Source organism: Phenylobacterium sp., from assembly GCF_035539035.1.
In the GTDB taxonomy this organism is placed as follows: Bacteria; Pseudomonadota; Alphaproteobacteria; order Caulobacterales; family Caulobacteraceae; genus Phenylobacterium.
In genome coordinates this window covers 203,381-218,652 of record NZ_DATLJI010000016.1, presented here as the reverse complement: position 1 = coordinate 218,652, position 15,272 = coordinate 203,381, and the positions used below count along the sequence as shown (strand labels likewise).

The 15,272-nt window shown below is 71.5% G+C and carries 18 protein-coding genes; 7 read left to right on the top strand and 11 right to left on the bottom strand.

The window, feature by feature from the left end:
* Positions 1 to 31 precede the first annotated feature (31 nt).
* Positions 32 to 2,125 (top strand): NAD-dependent DNA ligase LigA, encoded by a 2,094-nt coding sequence (gene ligA, locus VM685_RS15025; RefSeq protein ID WP_325460983.1) that lies wholly within the window; start codon positions 32 to 34, stop codon positions 2,123 to 2,125.
* A gap of 14 nt (positions 2,126 to 2,139) precedes the next feature.
* Here the strand turns inward: ligA and VM685_RS15020 are convergent, their stop codons facing one another.
* From VM685_RS15020 to VM685_RS15010, 3 genes are read right to left on the bottom strand one after another with little or no spacing between them, the layout of a single operon-like run.
* Positions 2,140 to 2,619 carry a nuclear transport factor 2 family protein gene (locus VM685_RS15020; RefSeq protein WP_325460982.1) on the bottom strand — a complete coding sequence of 160 codons (480 nt, stop codon included), beginning with the start codon at positions 2,617 to 2,619 and terminating at the stop codon, positions 2,140 to 2,142.
* Positions 2,616 to 3,455, bottom strand: coding sequence for a class I SAM-dependent methyltransferase (locus VM685_RS15015; protein WP_325460981.1), 840 nt, complete (start codon positions 3,453 to 3,455; stop codon positions 2,616 to 2,618). The genes VM685_RS15020 and VM685_RS15015 overlap by 4 nt, the downstream gene beginning before the upstream one ends.
* A 4-nt stretch (positions 3,456 to 3,459) precedes the next feature.
* Positions 3,460 to 5,271, bottom strand: coding sequence for an aminopeptidase P family protein (locus tag VM685_RS15010; protein WP_325460980.1), 1,812 nt, complete (start codon positions 5,269 to 5,271; stop codon positions 3,460 to 3,462).
* 104 nt (positions 5,272 to 5,375) lie between these two features.
* On the opposite strand from VM685_RS15010, the gene VM685_RS15005 reads away from it, so the two are divergent.
* Positions 5,376 to 5,726 (top strand): GIY-YIG nuclease family protein, encoded by a 351-nt coding sequence (locus VM685_RS15005; RefSeq protein WP_325460979.1) that lies wholly within the window; start codon positions 5,376 to 5,378, stop codon positions 5,724 to 5,726.
* A 64-nt stretch (positions 5,727 to 5,790) separates the two neighbouring features.
* Here VM685_RS15005 and VM685_RS15000 read toward each other — a convergent pair whose 3' ends face one another.
* From VM685_RS15000 to VM685_RS14990, 3 genes are all read right to left on the bottom strand, one after another.
* Positions 5,791 to 6,192, bottom strand: coding sequence for a hypothetical protein (locus VM685_RS15000; RefSeq protein ID WP_325460978.1), 402 nt, complete (start codon positions 6,190 to 6,192; stop codon positions 5,791 to 5,793).
* 77 nt (positions 6,193 to 6,269) lie between these two features.
* On the bottom strand, positions 6,270 to 7,136 hold the full coding sequence (locus tag VM685_RS14995; protein ID WP_325460977.1) for a 50S ribosomal protein L11 methyltransferase: 867 nt from the start codon (positions 7,134 to 7,136) through the stop codon (positions 6,270 to 6,272).
* 43 nt (positions 7,137 to 7,179) lie between these two features.
* On the bottom strand, positions 7,180 to 7,662 hold the full coding sequence (locus tag VM685_RS14990) for a hypothetical protein (RefSeq protein ID WP_325460976.1): 483 nt from the start codon (positions 7,660 to 7,662) through the stop codon (positions 7,180 to 7,182).
* A gap of 134 nt (positions 7,663 to 7,796) precedes the next feature.
* Here VM685_RS14990 and VM685_RS14985 point away from each other — a divergent pair, with 134 nt between their 5' ends.
* Positions 7,797 to 8,264, top strand: coding sequence for a DUF7662 domain-containing protein (locus tag VM685_RS14985; RefSeq protein WP_325460975.1), 468 nt, complete (start codon positions 7,797 to 7,799; stop codon positions 8,262 to 8,264).
* 135 nt (positions 8,265 to 8,399) lie between these two features.
* Here the strand turns inward: VM685_RS14985 and VM685_RS14980 are convergent, their stop codons facing one another.
* Complete coding sequence (locus VM685_RS14980; RefSeq protein ID WP_325462031.1) at positions 8,400 to 8,714, bottom strand: GIY-YIG nuclease family protein; 315 nt, start codon at positions 8,712 to 8,714, stop codon at positions 8,400 to 8,402.
* Between the two features lie 34 nt (positions 8,715 to 8,748).
* Complete coding sequence (locus tag VM685_RS14975) at positions 8,749 to 11,079, bottom strand: ATP-dependent helicase (protein WP_325460974.1); 2,331 nt, start codon at positions 11,077 to 11,079, stop codon at positions 8,749 to 8,751.
* A gap of 97 nt (positions 11,080 to 11,176) precedes the next feature.
* On the opposite strand from VM685_RS14975, the gene VM685_RS14970 reads away from it, so the two are divergent.
* Positions 11,177 to 11,398 carry a hypothetical protein gene (locus tag VM685_RS14970; protein ID WP_325460973.1) on the top strand — a complete coding sequence of 74 codons (222 nt, stop codon included), beginning with the start codon at positions 11,177 to 11,179 and terminating at the stop codon, positions 11,396 to 11,398.
* A gap of 14 nt (positions 11,399 to 11,412) precedes the next feature.
* Positions 11,413 to 11,709 (top strand): hypothetical protein, encoded by a 297-nt coding sequence (locus tag VM685_RS14965; RefSeq protein ID WP_325460972.1) that lies wholly within the window; start codon positions 11,413 to 11,415, stop codon positions 11,707 to 11,709.
* 1 nt (position 11,710) lies between these two features.
* Here VM685_RS14965 and VM685_RS14960 read toward each other — a convergent pair whose 3' ends face one another.
* On the bottom strand, positions 11,711 to 11,923 hold the full coding sequence (locus VM685_RS14960) for a ribbon-helix-helix domain-containing protein (RefSeq protein WP_325460971.1): 213 nt from the start codon (positions 11,921 to 11,923) through the stop codon (positions 11,711 to 11,713).
* Between the two features lie 110 nt (positions 11,924 to 12,033).
* On the opposite strand from VM685_RS14960, the gene VM685_RS14955 reads away from it, so the two are divergent.
* Both VM685_RS14955 and VM685_RS14950 read left to right on the top strand, forming a co-directional pair.
* Positions 12,034 to 12,786 (top strand): Coq4 family protein, encoded by a 753-nt coding sequence (locus VM685_RS14955; RefSeq protein ID WP_325460970.1) that lies wholly within the window; start codon positions 12,034 to 12,036, stop codon positions 12,784 to 12,786.
* Between the two features lie 82 nt (positions 12,787 to 12,868).
* Positions 12,869 to 14,557 (top strand): CHASE domain-containing protein, encoded by a 1,689-nt coding sequence (locus tag VM685_RS14950; RefSeq protein ID WP_325460969.1) that lies wholly within the window; start codon positions 12,869 to 12,871, stop codon positions 14,555 to 14,557.
* Here the strand turns inward: VM685_RS14950 and VM685_RS14945 are convergent.
* The gene (locus tag VM685_RS14945; RefSeq protein ID WP_325460968.1) at positions 14,554 to 14,730 is read right to left on the bottom strand and encodes a DUF4169 family protein; all 177 of its coding nucleotides are present in this window, start codon (positions 14,728 to 14,730) and stop codon (positions 14,554 to 14,556) included. The two genes, VM685_RS14950 and VM685_RS14945, sit on opposite strands and share 4 nt — an antisense overlap.
* Positions 14,727 to 15,272, bottom strand: coding sequence for a DUF2214 family protein (locus VM685_RS14940; protein ID WP_325460967.1), 546 nt, complete (start codon positions 15,270 to 15,272; stop codon positions 14,727 to 14,729). Before VM685_RS14940 ends, VM685_RS14945 begins: the two co-directional genes overlap by 4 nt.

Below are 15,272 nucleotides of genomic sequence, written 5' to 3'. Positions count from 1 at the left end.
GATCGGCTGCGGTTGGGCTAGGGTCCGCGCCATGGATTCTGCCCGCGCAAAACCCGTCGACCAGCTCACCGAGGCCGAAGCCGTCGAGGCGCTGACCTTTCTCGCCGACGAGATCGCGGCGCACGACATCCGCTACTACCAGCAGGACGAGCCCTCGATCTCGGATGCGGACTACGATGCGCTGAAGCAGCGCAACGCCGAGATCGAGGCGCGCTTCCCGCACCTCGTCCGGGACAACTCCCCCTCGCTCAGGGTGGGCGCGGCGCGCTCGGAGCAGTTCGCCCCGGTGGAGCACGGCGTGCCGATGCTCAGCCTGGACAACGCCTTCTCAGACGAGGACGCCGTCGAGTTCGACGCGCGCGTGCGCCGGTTCCTGAAGCTGGACGAGGCGGTGGCCTATACCGCCGAACCGAAGATCGACGGCCTGTCCTGCTCGATCCGCTACGAGAACGGGGTGCTGGTGCGCGCCGCCACCCGCGGCGACGGACGGGTGGGCGAGGACGTCACCGCCAATGTCCGCACGGTGGGCGAAATTCCCAAGCGGCTGGCGGGGAAGGGCTGGCCCGAGGTCATCGAGATCCGCGGGGAGGTGTACCTGGGTCACGAGGAGTTCGCGGCCCTGAACGCAGCGGCGGAAGCTGCGGGCCAGAAGACCTACGCCAATCCCCGGAACGCCGCGGCGGGGTCGCTGCGCCAGATCGATCCGAAGGTCACCGCCCAGCGGCCGCTGCGCTTCTTCGCCTACGCCTGGGGACTGGTCAGCGAGCCCTTCGCCACGAGCCAATGGGAGGCCCTGCAGCTCCTCAAGAGCTGGGGATTCCCGACGACGCCGGAGAGCCAGTGCGTGACGGGCGTGGAGGGCCTGCTGGCCGCCTACCGCGACATGGAGGCGGCCCGGCCGAAGCTCGGCTACGACATCGACGGCGTGGTCTACAAGGTCGATCGCCTGGACTGGCAGCAGCGGCTGGGCTTCGTCTCCCGCGCCCCCCGGTGGGGCGTGGCGCGCAAGTTCCCGGCCCAGCAGGCCCGCACCGTGCTTGAGGCCATCGACATCCAGGTGGGCCGGACCGGGGCGATGACGCCCGTGGCCCGGCTGACGCCGGTGACGGTGGGCGGGGTCGTGGTGACCAACGCCACGCTGCACAACGCCGACGAGATCGCCCGCCTGGACGTGCGGATCGGCGACACGGTCATCCTGCAGCGCGCTGGCGACGTGATCCCGCAGATCCTGGGCGTCGTGCCCGAGGAGCGGCCGAAGGATGCCGTCTCTTACGAGTTCCCGCACGTCTGCCCGTGCCCGCTGCACACTGAGGTGGTGCGCGAGACGACGGCGTCGGGGGCGGAGACGGTGGTCCGCCGCTGCTCGGGCGAGTTCGCCTGTCCTTTCCAGAAGCTCGCCCACCTGCGCCACTTCGTCAGCCGTCGGGCCTTCGACATCGAGGGGCTCGGGGAGAAGCAGCTCACCCTGTTCAACGAGCGGGGCTGGCTGAACTCGCCGGCCGACATCTTCCGGCTGCACGAGAAGCGCGAGGAGCTGCTGGCGCTTGAGCGGTTCGGCGAGACCAGCGTGAAGAACCTCCTGGAGGGTATCGAGGCCCGCCGCACCATCTCCCTCGACCGCTTCATCTATGGGCTGGGCATCCGCCACATCGGCGAGACCACGGCGGTGGTGATGGCCCGCGGCTACCACACGGCGGACGCCTTCCTGGAAGCCATGGACCGCGTCGCCGCCCGCGACCCGGAGGCCGTCCAGGAGCTGGACGACATGGACCAGATCGGCGGCGCGGTGATCGACGCCGCCGCCGCCTTCTTCGCCGAGGACCACAACCGGGCCATGGTCCAGGACCTGAAGGCCCAGCTCGCCGTGCAGGACGCCGAGGCGCCGAAGACCGACACCGCCGTCGCCGGCAAGACCGTCGTCTTCACCGGCGCCCTGGAGAAGATGACCCGGGACGAGGCCAAGGCCCAGGCCGAGCGCCTGGGGGCGAAGGTCTCCGGCTCGGTGTCCAAGAAGACCGACCTCGTGGTGGCCGGGCCGGGCGCGGGCTCGAAGCTGAAGACCGCCGCCGAGCTCGGCATTCAGGTGCTCACCGAGGACGAGTGGCTGGAGCTAGTGGCCGGGTAGGGGGAAGGCTGCCGCTACTCCGGCGCCTTCAGCTCCGCGCACGAGCCGGGCTCGGCCGTGAACATCAGGCTGGCGACCTTCCACTGGCCCTCGACCTGCACCATATCGAAGACGTCCACGCCGCAGTGCAGGCGCTTGCCGCCCTGCTTGATGTCGTAGGGCGCCCAGACCACCGCGATCGGGCCGCGGCGCATCACCGTCGGGCTCCAGATCCGCTCGTCGAGGTCGGGACTCGTCCTGATGCCCTCCAGCCAGGCCGTCACCGGCCGGCGCACATGGCGCTGGCTTCCGTCGGGCGCGACGCGCACGATGGTCATCACGCCGTCGGCGTAGATCAGCTTCTCCAGCCCCGCCGTGTCCTGCCGCTTCATGGCCGCGAAGAAACGGTCGATCTGCGCCAGGATCGCCGCCTGCTCGGCGTCGGCCGGAGGTTGCGCGGCGGTCGGCCCGGCAAGGACGATGGCCAGAGCCGCGAGGGCGAGCCGGGTCTTCATCCGGGGACGGTCGCGGAGACGATCCATGTCGCCGAGGGCAGCTTGACCCCCTCCGGACCGTCGTAGGCCGTCAGCGCCTCGCGGACGGCGGCAACGACCGCGTCCCGCTTGTCCGGGTTCTCGCGCAGCATCATGCCCAGCGGACCGATGCGCAGCGACAGGCCGACGGCGGTTCGCAGATCGCCGCCGCCGACCGCCTCGTCATGGGGGCTGATCGTGACCGCCTCGAAGCCCGCGGCGGCCAGGATGCCGCGTACCCGCTCGGGATCGGCGAAGGCGAAGGGCCCCGGTGCGTGCGGGTCCGCCGGCGGTGCGGGCGCGGGCAGGTGCTGCGCGGCCGCCGCCATCGGCGCCGTCATGATCGGGTTCTCGGCAGGCGGTCGCCAGCAGACGAAGGCCAGCCGGCCGCCCGGCTTCAGCGCCCTGCGGATGTTGGCGAAGGCCGCCGGCGGGTCGGCGAAGAACATCACGCCGAACCGGGAGAAGGCGCCGTCGAAGCTCGCCGGCTCGAACGGGTGGGTCTGGGCGTCGCCTTCGAGGAAGCTGACGCCGGCGGCGGCCGGACGGGCGCGGGCGACCTCCAGCAGCGGCCGGGAGATGTCGAAGCCCACGACCTCGCCCCCGGGCGCGACGGCGGCCGCCAGCTCGAGAGTGGTCTGGCCGGCGCCGCAGCCGATGTCGAGCAGCCGCTCGCCGGGCTTGGGCCCCAGCGCGGCCATGGCGGCGCGGCCCAGCGGGGCGAGCTGCCGGTCCAGCGCCTCCTGCATCTCGGCCCAGGTCTGGCCGGCGGCGTCGTTCCAGTACGCGACCTGGGCCGCGTTGGGGGCTTCGCTCATGGGCTCAGACCGGCGCGCAGGCGTGTTCGAGCCAGGCGCGGACCTCGGGCTCGACCTGCGGTCCGACCACGGCCAGGACGCGGGTGTGGTAAGCGTCGAGCTGGGCGCGCTCCTCCGAAGTGAGAAGATCCACGGCGACCAGGCGCCGGTCGATGGGCGCCAGCGTCAGGGTCTCGAAACCGAGCATCGGCCGCTCGCCGCCGGGGATGGCCTCGGGCGGGGTGACCACCTGCAGGTTCTCGATGCGGATGCCGTAGGCGCCTTCCTTGTAGTAGCCGGGTTCGTTGGAGAGGATCATGCCGGGCCGGAGCGCTACCGTGTTCGGCGCCTTTGCGATCCGCTGCGGGCCCTCGTGGACGCCGAGGTAGCTGCCCACCCCGTGGCCGGTCCCGTGGTCGTAGTCGAGGCCATGGGCCCAGAGCGCCATGCGGGCGAGCGCATCGAGGTGGGTCCCGGTGGTGCCGGCCGGGAACCGGACACGCGCCAGCGCCAGATGCCCCTTGAGCACCAGGGTGAAGCGCTCACGCATTTCCGCGCTTGGCTCGCCGATGGCCACCGTGCGGGTGACGTCGGTGGTGCCGTCCAGGTACTGGGCGCCGGAGTCGATCAGCAGCAGCGAACCGGGCTCGGCGCGCTTGTTGAGGCGCTGGGTCGGCCGGTAGTGGACGATGGCCCCGTTCGAGGCGGCGCCGGCGATGGTGTCGAACGACAGGTCCTTCAGGGCGCCGGTCGCCTCGCGGAAAGCCTCGAGCTTCGAGACCGCCGTGATCTCGTCCGGCGGGTTGGTCTGCCCCTCGGTCGCCAGCCAGTGCAGGAAGCGGCTGAGCGCCGCGCCGTCCCGCGCATGGGCCTTGCGGGCGCCTTCGACCTCGACGGCGTTCTTGCAGGCGCGCGGCAGGGTGCAGGGGTCTTCGGCGCGGACCACCTCCGCGCCGGCTGCGGCCAGGGCCTCGAAGTACCAAGCCGACGACTGGGCCGGATCGACCACCACCTTCTTGCCGCGCAGGTCGCCGAGCGCCGCGGGCAGGTCCTCCGGCGTCTCCAGCCGCACCTGGTTGCCGAGCCAGGCGGGCAGGTCGGGGGTGACCTTCTGCGGGTCGAGGAACAGGCGCGCCGTCCCGTCGCGGTTCAGGATCGCCTGGGCGAGCGGCAGGGGCGAGCGGATGACGTCCCCGCCCCGGACGTTGAACAGCCAGGCGATCGAGGCCGGCGCCGTGAGCACGGCGGCGTCCGCGCCGCCGGCCAACGCCCCGCCGATGCGGGCGCGCTTCGCCGAGGACTCCTCGCCGGCGTACTCGAGCGGGTGCGGCGCGACGGGTGCGACCGGCTGTGGCGGACGGGCCTCGCCCCAGGCCTTGTCCAGCGGGTTCGGCGTGACCGGGCGCAGTTCCGCGCCGGCCCTGGCGGCGGCGGCCTGCAGGTGGGCCAGGGCGTCGGGGCTGTGCAGCCGGGGATCGTAGCCGATCTTCTGGCCCTTGCCGGCGGCGGTCTCCAGGTAGGCGGGCACGCCGCCCTCCACGAGGTCACGGATCTCGAAAAGCCCGGTGTCGACCTGGTCGCGCACCTGCAGGGCGTATCTTCCGTCCACGAAGACGGCGGCTTTGTCCTTCAGGATCACGGCGGCTCCGGCGGAGCCGGTGAAGCCGGTGGCCCAGGCCAGGCGGTCGTTCGCCGCGGGGAGGTATTCGTTCTGGTGCTCGTCCTCGTGCGGCACGAGGAGGCCGTCCAGGCCCTGCTCGGCCATGGCCTGGCGGATCAGCGGCACGTGCCGGGGTCCGAAGGAGCGGTCGGTGGTCTCGTCGAAGGTCTGGCGCATGCAACGGATTTAGTCGCTTCGGCCGCTCCGGCAAAGGCCGGTGACCTCGCCGATTATACCCGGATGAAATTGACAGGCGCCGCCCTGCAGGCTAACGGGCGGCCATGGACAAGCAGCGCCGACGGGACCTGATCCGGGACTTCAAGGAGAAGAAGACGCAGGTCGGCGTCTTCGCCGTGCGCTGCGTAGTGACCGGCGAGGCGTGGGTCGGCGTCTCACGCAATCTCGGCCAGCAGCAGAACGCCATCTGGTTCTCGCTGCGCATGGGGCCGGGTGGGCGGCTGAACCGAGACCTGCACGCTGCCTGGACCAAGCATGGGGCCGACGCGCTGGCGTTCGAGGTGGTCGAGGCGATCGACGACAAGGACCTCGGGACCTACGGCGTCGACAGCCGGCTCAAGGATCGGCTGGCTCACTGGCAGGCGCAACTCGGCGCGAGGAAGGTGTTCAGCTGAGGGCGGAAGGCGCGGGCGTCGCCTGGTGGACGCCCGCGCCCCCGCTCCGGCTCTCCAGGCGCCCTTAGGGCTGCGGCGGAGCGGTCTCGGTGACCTCGGCGGAGGCGTCGGCGGCGGCGTCGGCGGTGTCGCGGGCGGCCTGCTGCGCGTCCTCGGCCATGGCCTCGGTGGCCTGCGCCGTGGTCTCCATCGCCGCCTGGGCCGAGCGGCTGGCGTCGGCGGCGGCCTGCTGGGCGGTGGCCGCGGCGGCGGCCACGGTGGCCTCCGAGGCGCCGGCGTCGCGGGCCGCCTGCAGTTCGGCGCCGCGGTCGCCGTTCATGCTGCTCATGAAGAAGATCACGCCCACCACCGCCACGATGGCGATGAGAGCCGCGACCCACCAGCCGGCGCTGCCGCCGCGCCGGTGCACGACCGTCGTGGTCGGGCCGCTGGTCGTGGTGGTGGTCCGTTCGATGTCGTCAGACATTATGGCGTTCTCCGGCCGGCCCAAGCTGGGCCGTTCGGCGGAGAAACGTCATTTCGTCGACGCGGGTTCCGGTCCGGTCAGGCCCGACGAAGGACCAGGGTCGCCCAGGCGTCGCGATGCAGCCGCCGCACCAGCCGGAACCCCTTCGACGCATAGGCGGCGAACACCCGCCGCTCCTGGGTGCGCAACAGTCCCGAGAGGATGGCGATCCCGCCGGGCTTGAGGGCGCCCTTGATGTCCTGCGACAGGGCCACGAGCGGCGGCGCCAGGATGTTGGCGAACACCAGGTCGTAGGGTGCCTCGCCGCGCACCCGCGGGTCGTCCAGACCGCTGGCATGCACGAACCGGGCGGTGGCCCGGTTCAGGGCGGCGTTCTCGTTGGCGATCCGCACGGACGGGGCGTCGATGTCGGTGCCAACCGCCACGCGGCTGCCGGTGCGCGCCGCGGCGATCGCCAGGACCCCGGTGCCGCAGCCCACGTCCAGCACCTTCTCGAAGCGCCGGGCCTTCAGGAGGTCGTGGAAGGCCTGCAGGCAGCCGACGGTCGTTCCGTGATGGCCCGTGCCGAAGGCCGCGCCCGCCTCGATCCGCAGGTTGACCGTGCTGGCCGGCGCGAGACCGCGGTCGTGGGCGCCGTAGACGAAGAACCGGCCCGCGCGCACGGGCGGCAGACCCGACAGGGCCATGGCCAGCCAGTCGGCGTCGGCGAGCTTCTCGGTGGTGACGCGCAGGGCTGCGTGGGCGCCCAGCACCTCCACGAGGGCGGCGCGCTCCTCCTCGGACGTGGGGAAGGCGTCGATGCGCCAGACGTCGTGGTCCTCGTCCTCCTCCAGGATGGAATAGGTGAGGGTCTCGGTCCCGGGGGTCTCGTCGAGCCGGGCCGCGGCGGCCTCGGCTTCGGCGCGCGGTCCACGGGCGGTGATCTGCAGGGCCTCGTCGGTCATCCCGCGCCCTCTAAAGGCCGGGGCGGCGAAAGGCGAGGGGAGATCAGCCGCGGACGATGACGGTGGTGTCGCCGGTGGCCTCCGGCATGGCCTCGGGGTCGAGATCGGCCGGCGGCGGGGGCGGCGGGGGCAGGTCGACGCCGTAGGCCACGCCGCCGCTGAGCGACGGATAAGGTGGCGGATCGGCGGCGGGCTCCTGCCAGGAGGCGTCGACCGCATAGCTGGCGGTGTCGGCCGCGGGCTCAGGCTCGTCGAAGACGGAGTAGTCCTGCGCCGCCTCGACGATCTCCGGCGCGTCCTGCCAGGCGATGGTCTGCTTCCAGTCGGTGCCGACCACATAGTCCGGGATCCGGCCCTCGTAGTAGGCGAGGGTCATGCCGTCGTCGAAGGGGCCGGTGGAGCGGGCGCCCGACCAGCCGGCGAAGATCTGCGGCCCCTCGGGCCGCTCGTCGCCTCGCAGGTCCGGCTGCATGGCGCCGCCGAGCAGCAGGCCCGACACCGCCGCCACGCCAACCCCCGCGAACAACGTCTTGAGATCCACGGCTGAAGCCTTTGATGATCGAGTTCCAGGCCGCTAGAGCGCGCGAGCCGGCGGTTGGTTCAGGGCCAAGGCTGGCGCCATATGGCGGACCGTGCGTTGAGCCTCGGGGAGACGTCACCATGAGCAAGTACAGCCCGCTGTCCGACCGCCTGGCCGGCCATCCCGCCAACGAGTGGCAGGCCAGCTTCGCCGAGATCGAGGAGGTCCTGGGCTTCCCGCTGCCGAAGACGGCGCGGACGGGGAAGTCCTGGTGGTCGGGCATGGACAAGCCGCACGCGCGGGCCTGGACCGCCCACGGGTTCGAGGCCGACGTGGACCATGCCCGTAGCCTCGTCACCTTCCGCCGCAGCGAGGTGTCGCCGGCGGCGGTGGAGGCCGTTCTGCCGCCAGTCGGCGAGATCGCGCCCGAGCGCCTCGAGGCCTCCGCTCCGCCGCCTGCCACGACGCAAGCGCCGGCCGCAGCGTCCGACGACGCCCGCCGCCAGAGGACCCTCGGCATGGCGGCGCTCGCAGCCGGGGGCGTAGCGGTGGTGGCGGGTCTCGGCGCCCTGCTGATGAAGGGCCTCGGGCGGAGAGATCGAGCTTGAGATCGTCATGGCCGGGCTTGTCCCGGCCACCCATTGAACGCTGGCCGTCGTCAGTCACCCACGACCTAGCCGAGCTTCTTTTCTGAGGACGCCGAGATCATGGGTGGCCGGGACAAGCCCGGCCATGACGAAGAGTCAGAGTGAGGGCTCCCGCCAGCTGAGGTGCGACAGCGGGCCCTGCTCGGCCACCAAGGCGGGGAACAGGTCGTCCCAGTTGGGATTGTCGCGCTCGATCAGATTGATCTTCCAGTCTCGCTTGTACTTCTTCAGGGATTTTTCGCGCTGGATGGCGCTCACGATGTCGTCGTGAACCTCGTACCAGACGAGGCGCCGCACGCCGTAACGGCTGGTGAATCCCTCGTGGACTCCCGCCCGGTGCTGCGAAATCCGTCGGACAAACTCACCGCTGACGCCAATGTAGAGCGTGCCGTGCCGACGGCTCGCGAGGATGTAGACGGCTGTCGACGAGTGCAGGTCCAGGATCTCAGCCCTTCTCCACGAAGCTGTCGAGCACCTTCTTCTCGCCGGCCTTGTCGAACTGGACGGTGAGCTTGTTGCCCTCCACGCCGGCCACCTTCCCGTAGCCGAACTTGATGTGGAAGACCCGGTCGCCGCGCTTGTAGGCGCTGGCGGCGGAGCTCTCGGCGACCAGGCGGCCCTCGCCCTCGATCACCTGCTGCCGGCCCGGGTGGCTGCCGCGGTAGTTGGCCTGCTGGGCCCGCTTCCAGCCGGGCGAGGAGTAGCCGGCCCCGAAGGAGGGGCTCTCGTCCCAGCGGCTGCCGTGCTGCTGCATGCCGGGCCCGCCGCCGTAGTAGCCGGTCTCCGACGAGGCCTCGACATTGGCCACCGGCAGCTCGTCCACGAAGCGCGACGGCAGCTGGCTGGTCCAGCGGCCGTAGACCTGGCGGTTGGCGGCGAAGGAGATGCGCGCCTCCTCCCGGGCCCGGGTGATTCCGACATAGGCCAGGCGTCGCTCCTCCTCGAGGCCCTTCTCGCCCTTCTCGTCCATGGAGCGCTGGGACGGGAAGACGCCTTCCTCCCAGCCCGGCAGGAATACCAGCGGGAACTCAAGGCCCTTGGCCGAGTGCAGGGTCATCACCTGCACGGCGTCGGCGGCGGGGCCGCGGTCGAGGTCCATGACCAGGGAGACGTGCTCCAGATAGGCCTCAAGGGTGTCGAAGCTGCCCATCGACTGGACGAGCTCCTTGAGGTTCTCCAGGCGTGTCTGGGCGGTCGGGCTCTTGTCGAGGCGCAGCGCGTCCGTGTAGCCGCTCTCCTCCAGCACCTGCTCCATCAGGCGCGGGTGGGCGATCCGCTGGGCGTCGGCGCGCCAGCGGTCGAGGTCGCGCAGGAAGTTGGAAAGCGCGGTGCGCGTGCGGGCGGCGAGTTCGTCGGTCAGCACCACCTGGCGGGCCGCGTGGACCACGGGCGTCCCGTTCAGCCGGGCGATCTGCAGCAGCTTCTGGACCGTGGTGTCGCCGATGCCGCGCTTGGGCGTGTTGACGATCCGCTCGAACGCCAGGTCGTCGTCCTCCGACTGGATCAGCCGCAGGTAGGCGTGGGCGTCGCGGATCTCGGCGCGCTCGAAGAACCTGGGGCCGCCGACCACAGTGTAGGGGATCTGCAGCAGGACGAAGCGCTCTTCGAACGCCCGCATCTGGAACGAGGCGCGGACCAGGATGGCGATGTCGCGGTAGCGGCGGCCGGCGCGCTTGGCGCGCTCGATCTCGTCGGCGATCAGCCGGCTCTCCGCCTCGCCGTCCCAGACGCCGCGGACGATGACCTTCTCGCCGCCCTCGGCCTCGGTCCAGAGCGTCTTGCCCAGCCGGCTCTTGTTGGCGGCGATCAGCCCGGAGGCGGCGGCCAGGATGTGGCTCGTGGAGCGGTAGTTGCGCTCCAGCCGGACCACCTTGGCGCCCGGGAAGTCGCGCTCGAAGCGCAGGATGTTGTCCACCTCCGCGCCTCGCCAGCCATAGATCGACTGGTCGTCGTCGCCCACGCAGCACACGTTCTGGCGCTTCTGGGCCAGCAGCCGCAGCCACAGGTACTGGGCGACGTTGGTGTCCTGGTACTCGTCCACCAGCAGGTAGCGGAACCGGTCGTGGTACTCGGCCAGCACGTCCGGCTGGCTGGTGAAGATGGTGATGTTGTGCAGCAGGAGGTCGCCGAAGTCGCAGGCGTTCAGGATGCGCAGCCGCTCCTGGTACATGCGGTAGAGCGCCTGGCCGCGGCCGTTGGCGAACTGGGCGTTCTCGGCCGCCGGGAGCTGGTCCGGGCGCCAGCCGCGGTTCTTCCAGTGGTCGATCAGGCCGGCCAGCATCTTCGCCGGCCAGCGCTTGGAATCGACGTTCTCCGCCTCGAGGACCTGCTTGATCAGCCGCTCCTGATCGTCGTCGTCGAGGATGGTGTAGTTCGACTTCAGCCCCACCAGCTCCGCGTGGCGGCGCAGGATCTGGGCGGCGACGGAGTGGAAGGTGCCCAGCCAGCGCAGGCCCTCGGCCTGCGGCCCGATGATATGGGTGATCCGCTCGCGCATCTCGCGGGCGGCCTTGTTGGTAAAGGTGACGGCCAGCAGCTCCCACGGCCGCGCCCGCCCCGTCGCCAGGATGTGGGCCAGCCGGGTGGTCAGCACCCGCGTCTTGCCGGTGCCGGCGCCCGCCAGCACCAGGACGGGCCCCTCGATCGTCTCCACGGCGTCCCGCTGCTCGGGGTTCAGGCCTTCGAGATAGTCGGCGGGGCGGGAATCGACCCGCGCCAGGTCGCTGATGCGGGTGGCGGGGGGCTGGTGCTCGGACTGGGATTCGGGAGGGAACATCGGAACATATGTAGCACACGGCGCGCCGGGCTTAAGGCCCGGGAGGAACTTCGCCGCAGGGGCGCCGTTTGGCAGGGCGAAGGTATCGGAGCCCGCCATGGCCGAGACGTCCGGACGACGCACGCCGACCTGGGTCGTGTTCCTCGCCGGCATGGTCGCGGCCCTGCTGCTGGCGCTCGCCTGGACCGCCTGGTCCCGGTGGCGCGACGCAGGGCGGGAGATGGACATCCGCGTCGCGCCGGCCGTGCCGGAGCTGCCGTCGCCCAGGCTGCCCGACGCGCCGCGCATCCCGGACGCGCCGCTGCCGATGCCGAAGTGAGAGAGGGAGACCCCATGAGCGACCAGAGCCCGCGCCATCCGACCACCGAGCGCGACAGCTTCGACAAGCCGGAGCCCCGCAAGGCCACCCGCAACATCCCGCCGCTCGTCTGGATCGTGCTCGCGCTCCTGGTCGGCTGGCTGGTCGTGGCCCTGATGCAACGTGGCGGCTCCGACGTCACCCCGCAGGGGGGCACGACGCCCGCTGCGGCCGAGGGAACGTCCGTCATGCCGCCGGCGCCGGCCAGCGGGGACGCCCCCGCCACGCCCGGCGCGGTGGTGAACGGCCCGGCGCAGCCCCCGCCGCAGTAGCTCAGGCGCCCTGGGCGAACCTCAGGGCCGCTACGCGGCAGGCGGAGGCGAGGGGGCGCTCGCCGCGCTGGGCGTCGATCCGGCCGATCAGGCCCGCGAGGCTGCCGCCCCTGGCCGCGGCCATCTCCTCCAGCACCGCCCAGAACTCCGGTTCCAGCGCGATGGACGTCGCGTGGCCGGAGAGCAGGACCGAGCGTTTGCGCAGCGACGCCATAGGCCTTTGTTCATGCATGGCGGCTATGCGTCAAACCCCTCTTGCAGGAAGGTGACGCCGTCGTCATTTTCCGGGCTGCGCACTGACGAGGGTTCCTGAACACCATGGCCATGGCCGACACCATCCGCGGCGAGGCTCCCGGCGCCCGGGTGTCTCCGAAGCTGGACTGGCCGCACGCGCTCCGCGCCCTGCGTCGCCTGCTCGCCGACAAGGAAGACACCACCCAGGTGTTCGAGATCATGCGCGCCCTGAACGGCAGCGCCACGGCCAAGGGCTACCACCGCCTGCTGGAGACGCAGCAGGGCGGCCGGATCGCCTATGCGCGCGAGGAGTTCGCCCATCGGCTGATGGACGACGCCTGGCTCGACAGCCTGCCGGCCGGTTCCGTGGGCGCGGCCTACCGCGAGTTTGTCCGTTCCGAGCGCCTCTCGGCCGAGGGGCTGGCGGAGGTGAGCCGCAAAGGCCTGGCCGCCATCGAGGAGCAGCACCCCTACGCCTGGTTCGGCCGCCGCACCCGGGACGTGCACGACGTCTGGCACATCCTCTCCGGCTACCACCGCGACGCCCTGGGCGAGGCGTGCCTGGTGGCCTTCTCCTACGCCCAGACGAAGGGGCTGGGCTGGGCCCTGATCGCCGTCGGCGCGGGCCTGCGCTCCCTGAAGGAGAAGCGGTATCCGTACCGCAAGGCGATCTGGCAGGGCTATCAGCGCGGCAAGCGCGCGGCCTGGCTGCTGGGCGAGGACTACGAGCGCCTGATGGCCGAGCCCCTCGACCAGGCGCGCCGCCGGCTCGGGATCACGCCCGCGACGATCTACGACTCCATTCCGTCCGAGGCCCGGGACCTGGTGGTCGCCGGCCGTTAGGAGCTCGTCGGCCCGACGCCGGGAACCTCGACACCTGCCTGACATTGAGGCAGGGAAGTCCGCTTTCCAGGCAGGGGCTGCGGTGGCGAGCGGTGTGCTGAGCGAGCGAAGGACGCGTGGGCGGATCCCGCCGCACATCCTGCCGCTCGTCGTCCTGGCCATCGGATTGCTGGCGAGCGCTGCGGCCGGCTGGCAGGTGGAGCGCCTGAGCCGCGCCAAGGACCAGGAGCGGTTCCAGGGCGCCGTGCAGCAGGCCCAGGACGACATCCTGAACCGGATGCAGGCCTACATCGGCGTTCTGCGCGCAACCGCAGGCCTCGTGGCGGCCGAGGACGGCGCGGTCACCCGCGAGCAGTTCGCGGCGTTTGCCCAGCGCCTGCAGCTGGCCCGGGTCTACCCCGGCATCCAGGGGGTCGGCTACAGCGCCGTCCTGCCCTCGGCCGAAGGGCCGCAGGCGGAGGCGGCCCTTGTCCGATATGGCGCCGCGGACATCACCATCACCCCCGCCGAACCCCGGCCGCAGGTCCACGCCATAATCCACCTCGAACCGCTGGATCGCCGCAATCGCGCGGCGCTGGGCTACGACATGTTCGCCGAGCCCACCCGGCGGGCCGCCATGGAGCGGGCGCGCGACCGCGGACGCAGCGCGATGTCCGGCCGGGTGGAGTTGGTGCAGGAGATCGATGATCAGAAGCAGGCGGGCTTCCTGATCTACCACCCGGTCTACAGGGGCGGCGCGCCACCGGCGACGGTTGCGGAAAGACGCGCGCGGCTGCTCGGCTTCGCTTACAGTCCGTTCCGCGCGGACGACCTTCTGCGCGGGATCTTTGTGCGCGAGCAGCAGCCGCGGATCCATATCGCCGTCTACGACGACGCCATCGCGCCGCAGAACCTGCTCCATAAGTCCTTCGCGGGCGCTCCGGACCAGATGGCCAGGACGGCGTGGTTCACGGCCGTCCGTCCCGTGGAGATCGCCGGTCGGCGATGGCAGATCGCCTACTACTCCACGCCCAGCTTCGAGGGGGATTCCACCCGAGGGCTCGGCCTCGCCTTCTTTGCCGGCGGCCTGGTCGCCACCCTGCTCGTGGCCGGTGCATCGGCCTGGCAGGCCCGCCTGCGCCTCGCCGCCGAGGCCGAGGTGGCGGCGCGGCGGGAGAGTGAGCAGCAGCGCGAGCTGCTGGTGGGCGAGCTGAACCACCGGGTGAAGAACACGCTGGCCACCGTCCAGTCGATCGCCGCCCAGACCCTGCGGGAAGGGAAGAGTCTCGAGGACACCCGCGATAGCTTTGAGTCCCGGCTGCTGGCGCTCAGTGAGACCCACAACCTGCTCACCCGCGACCACTGGCGCGGCGCGGGCCTGCGCGAACTGGTCGAGGTGGAGCTCGCCCCCTACGCCGGCGCCCGGGAGCGGATCGACGTGACGGGCGAGGAGGTGTGGCTCGCCCCCGACACCGCGCTGGCGCTCGGCATGGCGCTGCACGAACTGGCCACCAATGCGCTCAAGTACGGCGCGCTCTCGGGCGCGGAGGGGCGCGTGCGGATCTCCTGGCGCCGCCGGGCGGAGGCCGGGGCCGACCGGCTGAGGCTCGTGTGGGAGGAGGCGGGAGGTCCGCCGGTGACGCCGCCGACCCGTCGCGGGTTCGGCTCACGGCTGATCGAGACGGGGCTGCGCAGGCAACTGCGGGGCGAGGTGGAGCTGGCGTTCCGGCCGCAGGGCGTGTGCTGCACCATCGACCTGCCGCTGGAGGCGGCGGAACGCGCGACCGCCTAGTCCTCGCGCTTCGCCTGGTCGTGCAGACGGCGGACCTTGTCGGCTTCCAGCCGGGAGACCGTCTTCTCGGCCTTGGTGCGCCCGAAACGGACCCGGTTCTCCGCCGCGGTCTTTCTGGCCTCGGCCTGGGCGCGCGCCTTGCGGGCCTTGTTCAGGTTGATGGGCTCCGTCATGCGGGCAGGCCGTACCCGCGGGCCATGACCGCGGCGAACACCGGAATCAGGACGAACAGCGCGGCCTCCGCGATGAGCCAGGCGCGCACCCGCTCCACCTCGTCCTGGTAGGGACAGAAGGCGGGCTCGAGCTTCACCTTGCGCCGCCAGCGCAGCATGCTGACCGTTGGCGGCACGGAGAGCAGCCCCACGGCCAGGAAGGCCGCCATCTTGGCCCAGAACCAGGGGTTGGGGAGGTAGGCGTCGGGGCCCTTGACCCCGTAGTAGACGCGCAGCACCCCCACCACGATCAGCAGGACGGCGAGCAGGCCGTAGTGGGCGTCCACCAGGCCCAGGCGCCTCAGGCCCGCGGCGGTCAGCCCCGGCCGGAGCAGGGCGATCTCCGCGGTCAGGATGGCCGCCAGGCCGAAGGCCAGCAGGTGGTGGGCGATGGCCAGGATCAGGTCGAGGGTCATGGCGGCGACCATGCCACGCGCGGCGGCGAGCGCAACCGTGGCCGCCGCTTCCTCGTTTCGGGGCGTGCCCGCAGTACGAGGAAACAA

Bases quoted from the DNA above. Each gene is read 5' to 3' on its own strand.
- ligA (WP_325460983.1), top strand. From the start codon at position 32: ATGGATTCTGCCCGCGCAAAACCCGTCGACCAGCTCACCGAGGCCGAA.
- VM685_RS15020 (WP_325460982.1), bottom strand. From the start codon at position 2,619: ATGAAGACCCGGCTCGCCCTCGCGGCTCTGGCCATCGTCCTTGCCGGG.
- VM685_RS15015 (WP_325460981.1), bottom strand. From the start codon at position 3,455: ATGAGCGAAGCCCCCAACGCGGCCCAGGTCGCGTACTGGAACGACGCC.
- VM685_RS15010 (WP_325460980.1), bottom strand. From the start codon at position 5,271: ATGCGCCAGACCTTCGACGAGACCACCGACCGCTCCTTCGGACCCCGG.
- VM685_RS15005 (WP_325460979.1), top strand. From the start codon at position 5,376: ATGGACAAGCAGCGCCGACGGGACCTGATCCGGGACTTCAAGGAGAAG.
- VM685_RS15000 (WP_325460978.1), bottom strand. From the start codon at position 6,192: ATGTCTGACGACATCGAACGGACCACCACCACGACCAGCGGCCCGACC.
- VM685_RS14995 (WP_325460977.1), bottom strand. From the start codon at position 7,136: ATGACCGACGAGGCCCTGCAGATCACCGCCCGTGGACCGCGCGCCGAA.
- VM685_RS14985 (WP_325460975.1), top strand. From the start codon at position 7,797: ATGAGCAAGTACAGCCCGCTGTCCGACCGCCTGGCCGGCCATCCCGCC.
- VM685_RS14975 (WP_325460974.1), bottom strand. From the start codon at position 11,079: ATGTTCCCTCCCGAATCCCAGTCCGAGCACCAGCCCCCCGCCACCCGC.
- VM685_RS14970 (WP_325460973.1), top strand. From the start codon at position 11,177: ATGGCCGAGACGTCCGGACGACGCACGCCGACCTGGGTCGTGTTCCTC.
- VM685_RS14965 (WP_325460972.1), top strand. From the start codon at position 11,413: ATGAGCGACCAGAGCCCGCGCCATCCGACCACCGAGCGCGACAGCTTC.
- VM685_RS14960 (WP_325460971.1), bottom strand. From the start codon at position 11,923: ATGGCGTCGCTGCGCAAACGCTCGGTCCTGCTCTCCGGCCACGCGACG.
- VM685_RS14955 (WP_325460970.1), top strand. From the start codon at position 12,034: ATGGCCGACACCATCCGCGGCGAGGCTCCCGGCGCCCGGGTGTCTCCG.
- VM685_RS14945 (WP_325460968.1), bottom strand. From the start codon at position 14,730: ATGACGGAGCCCATCAACCTGAACAAGGCCCGCAAGGCGCGCGCCCAG.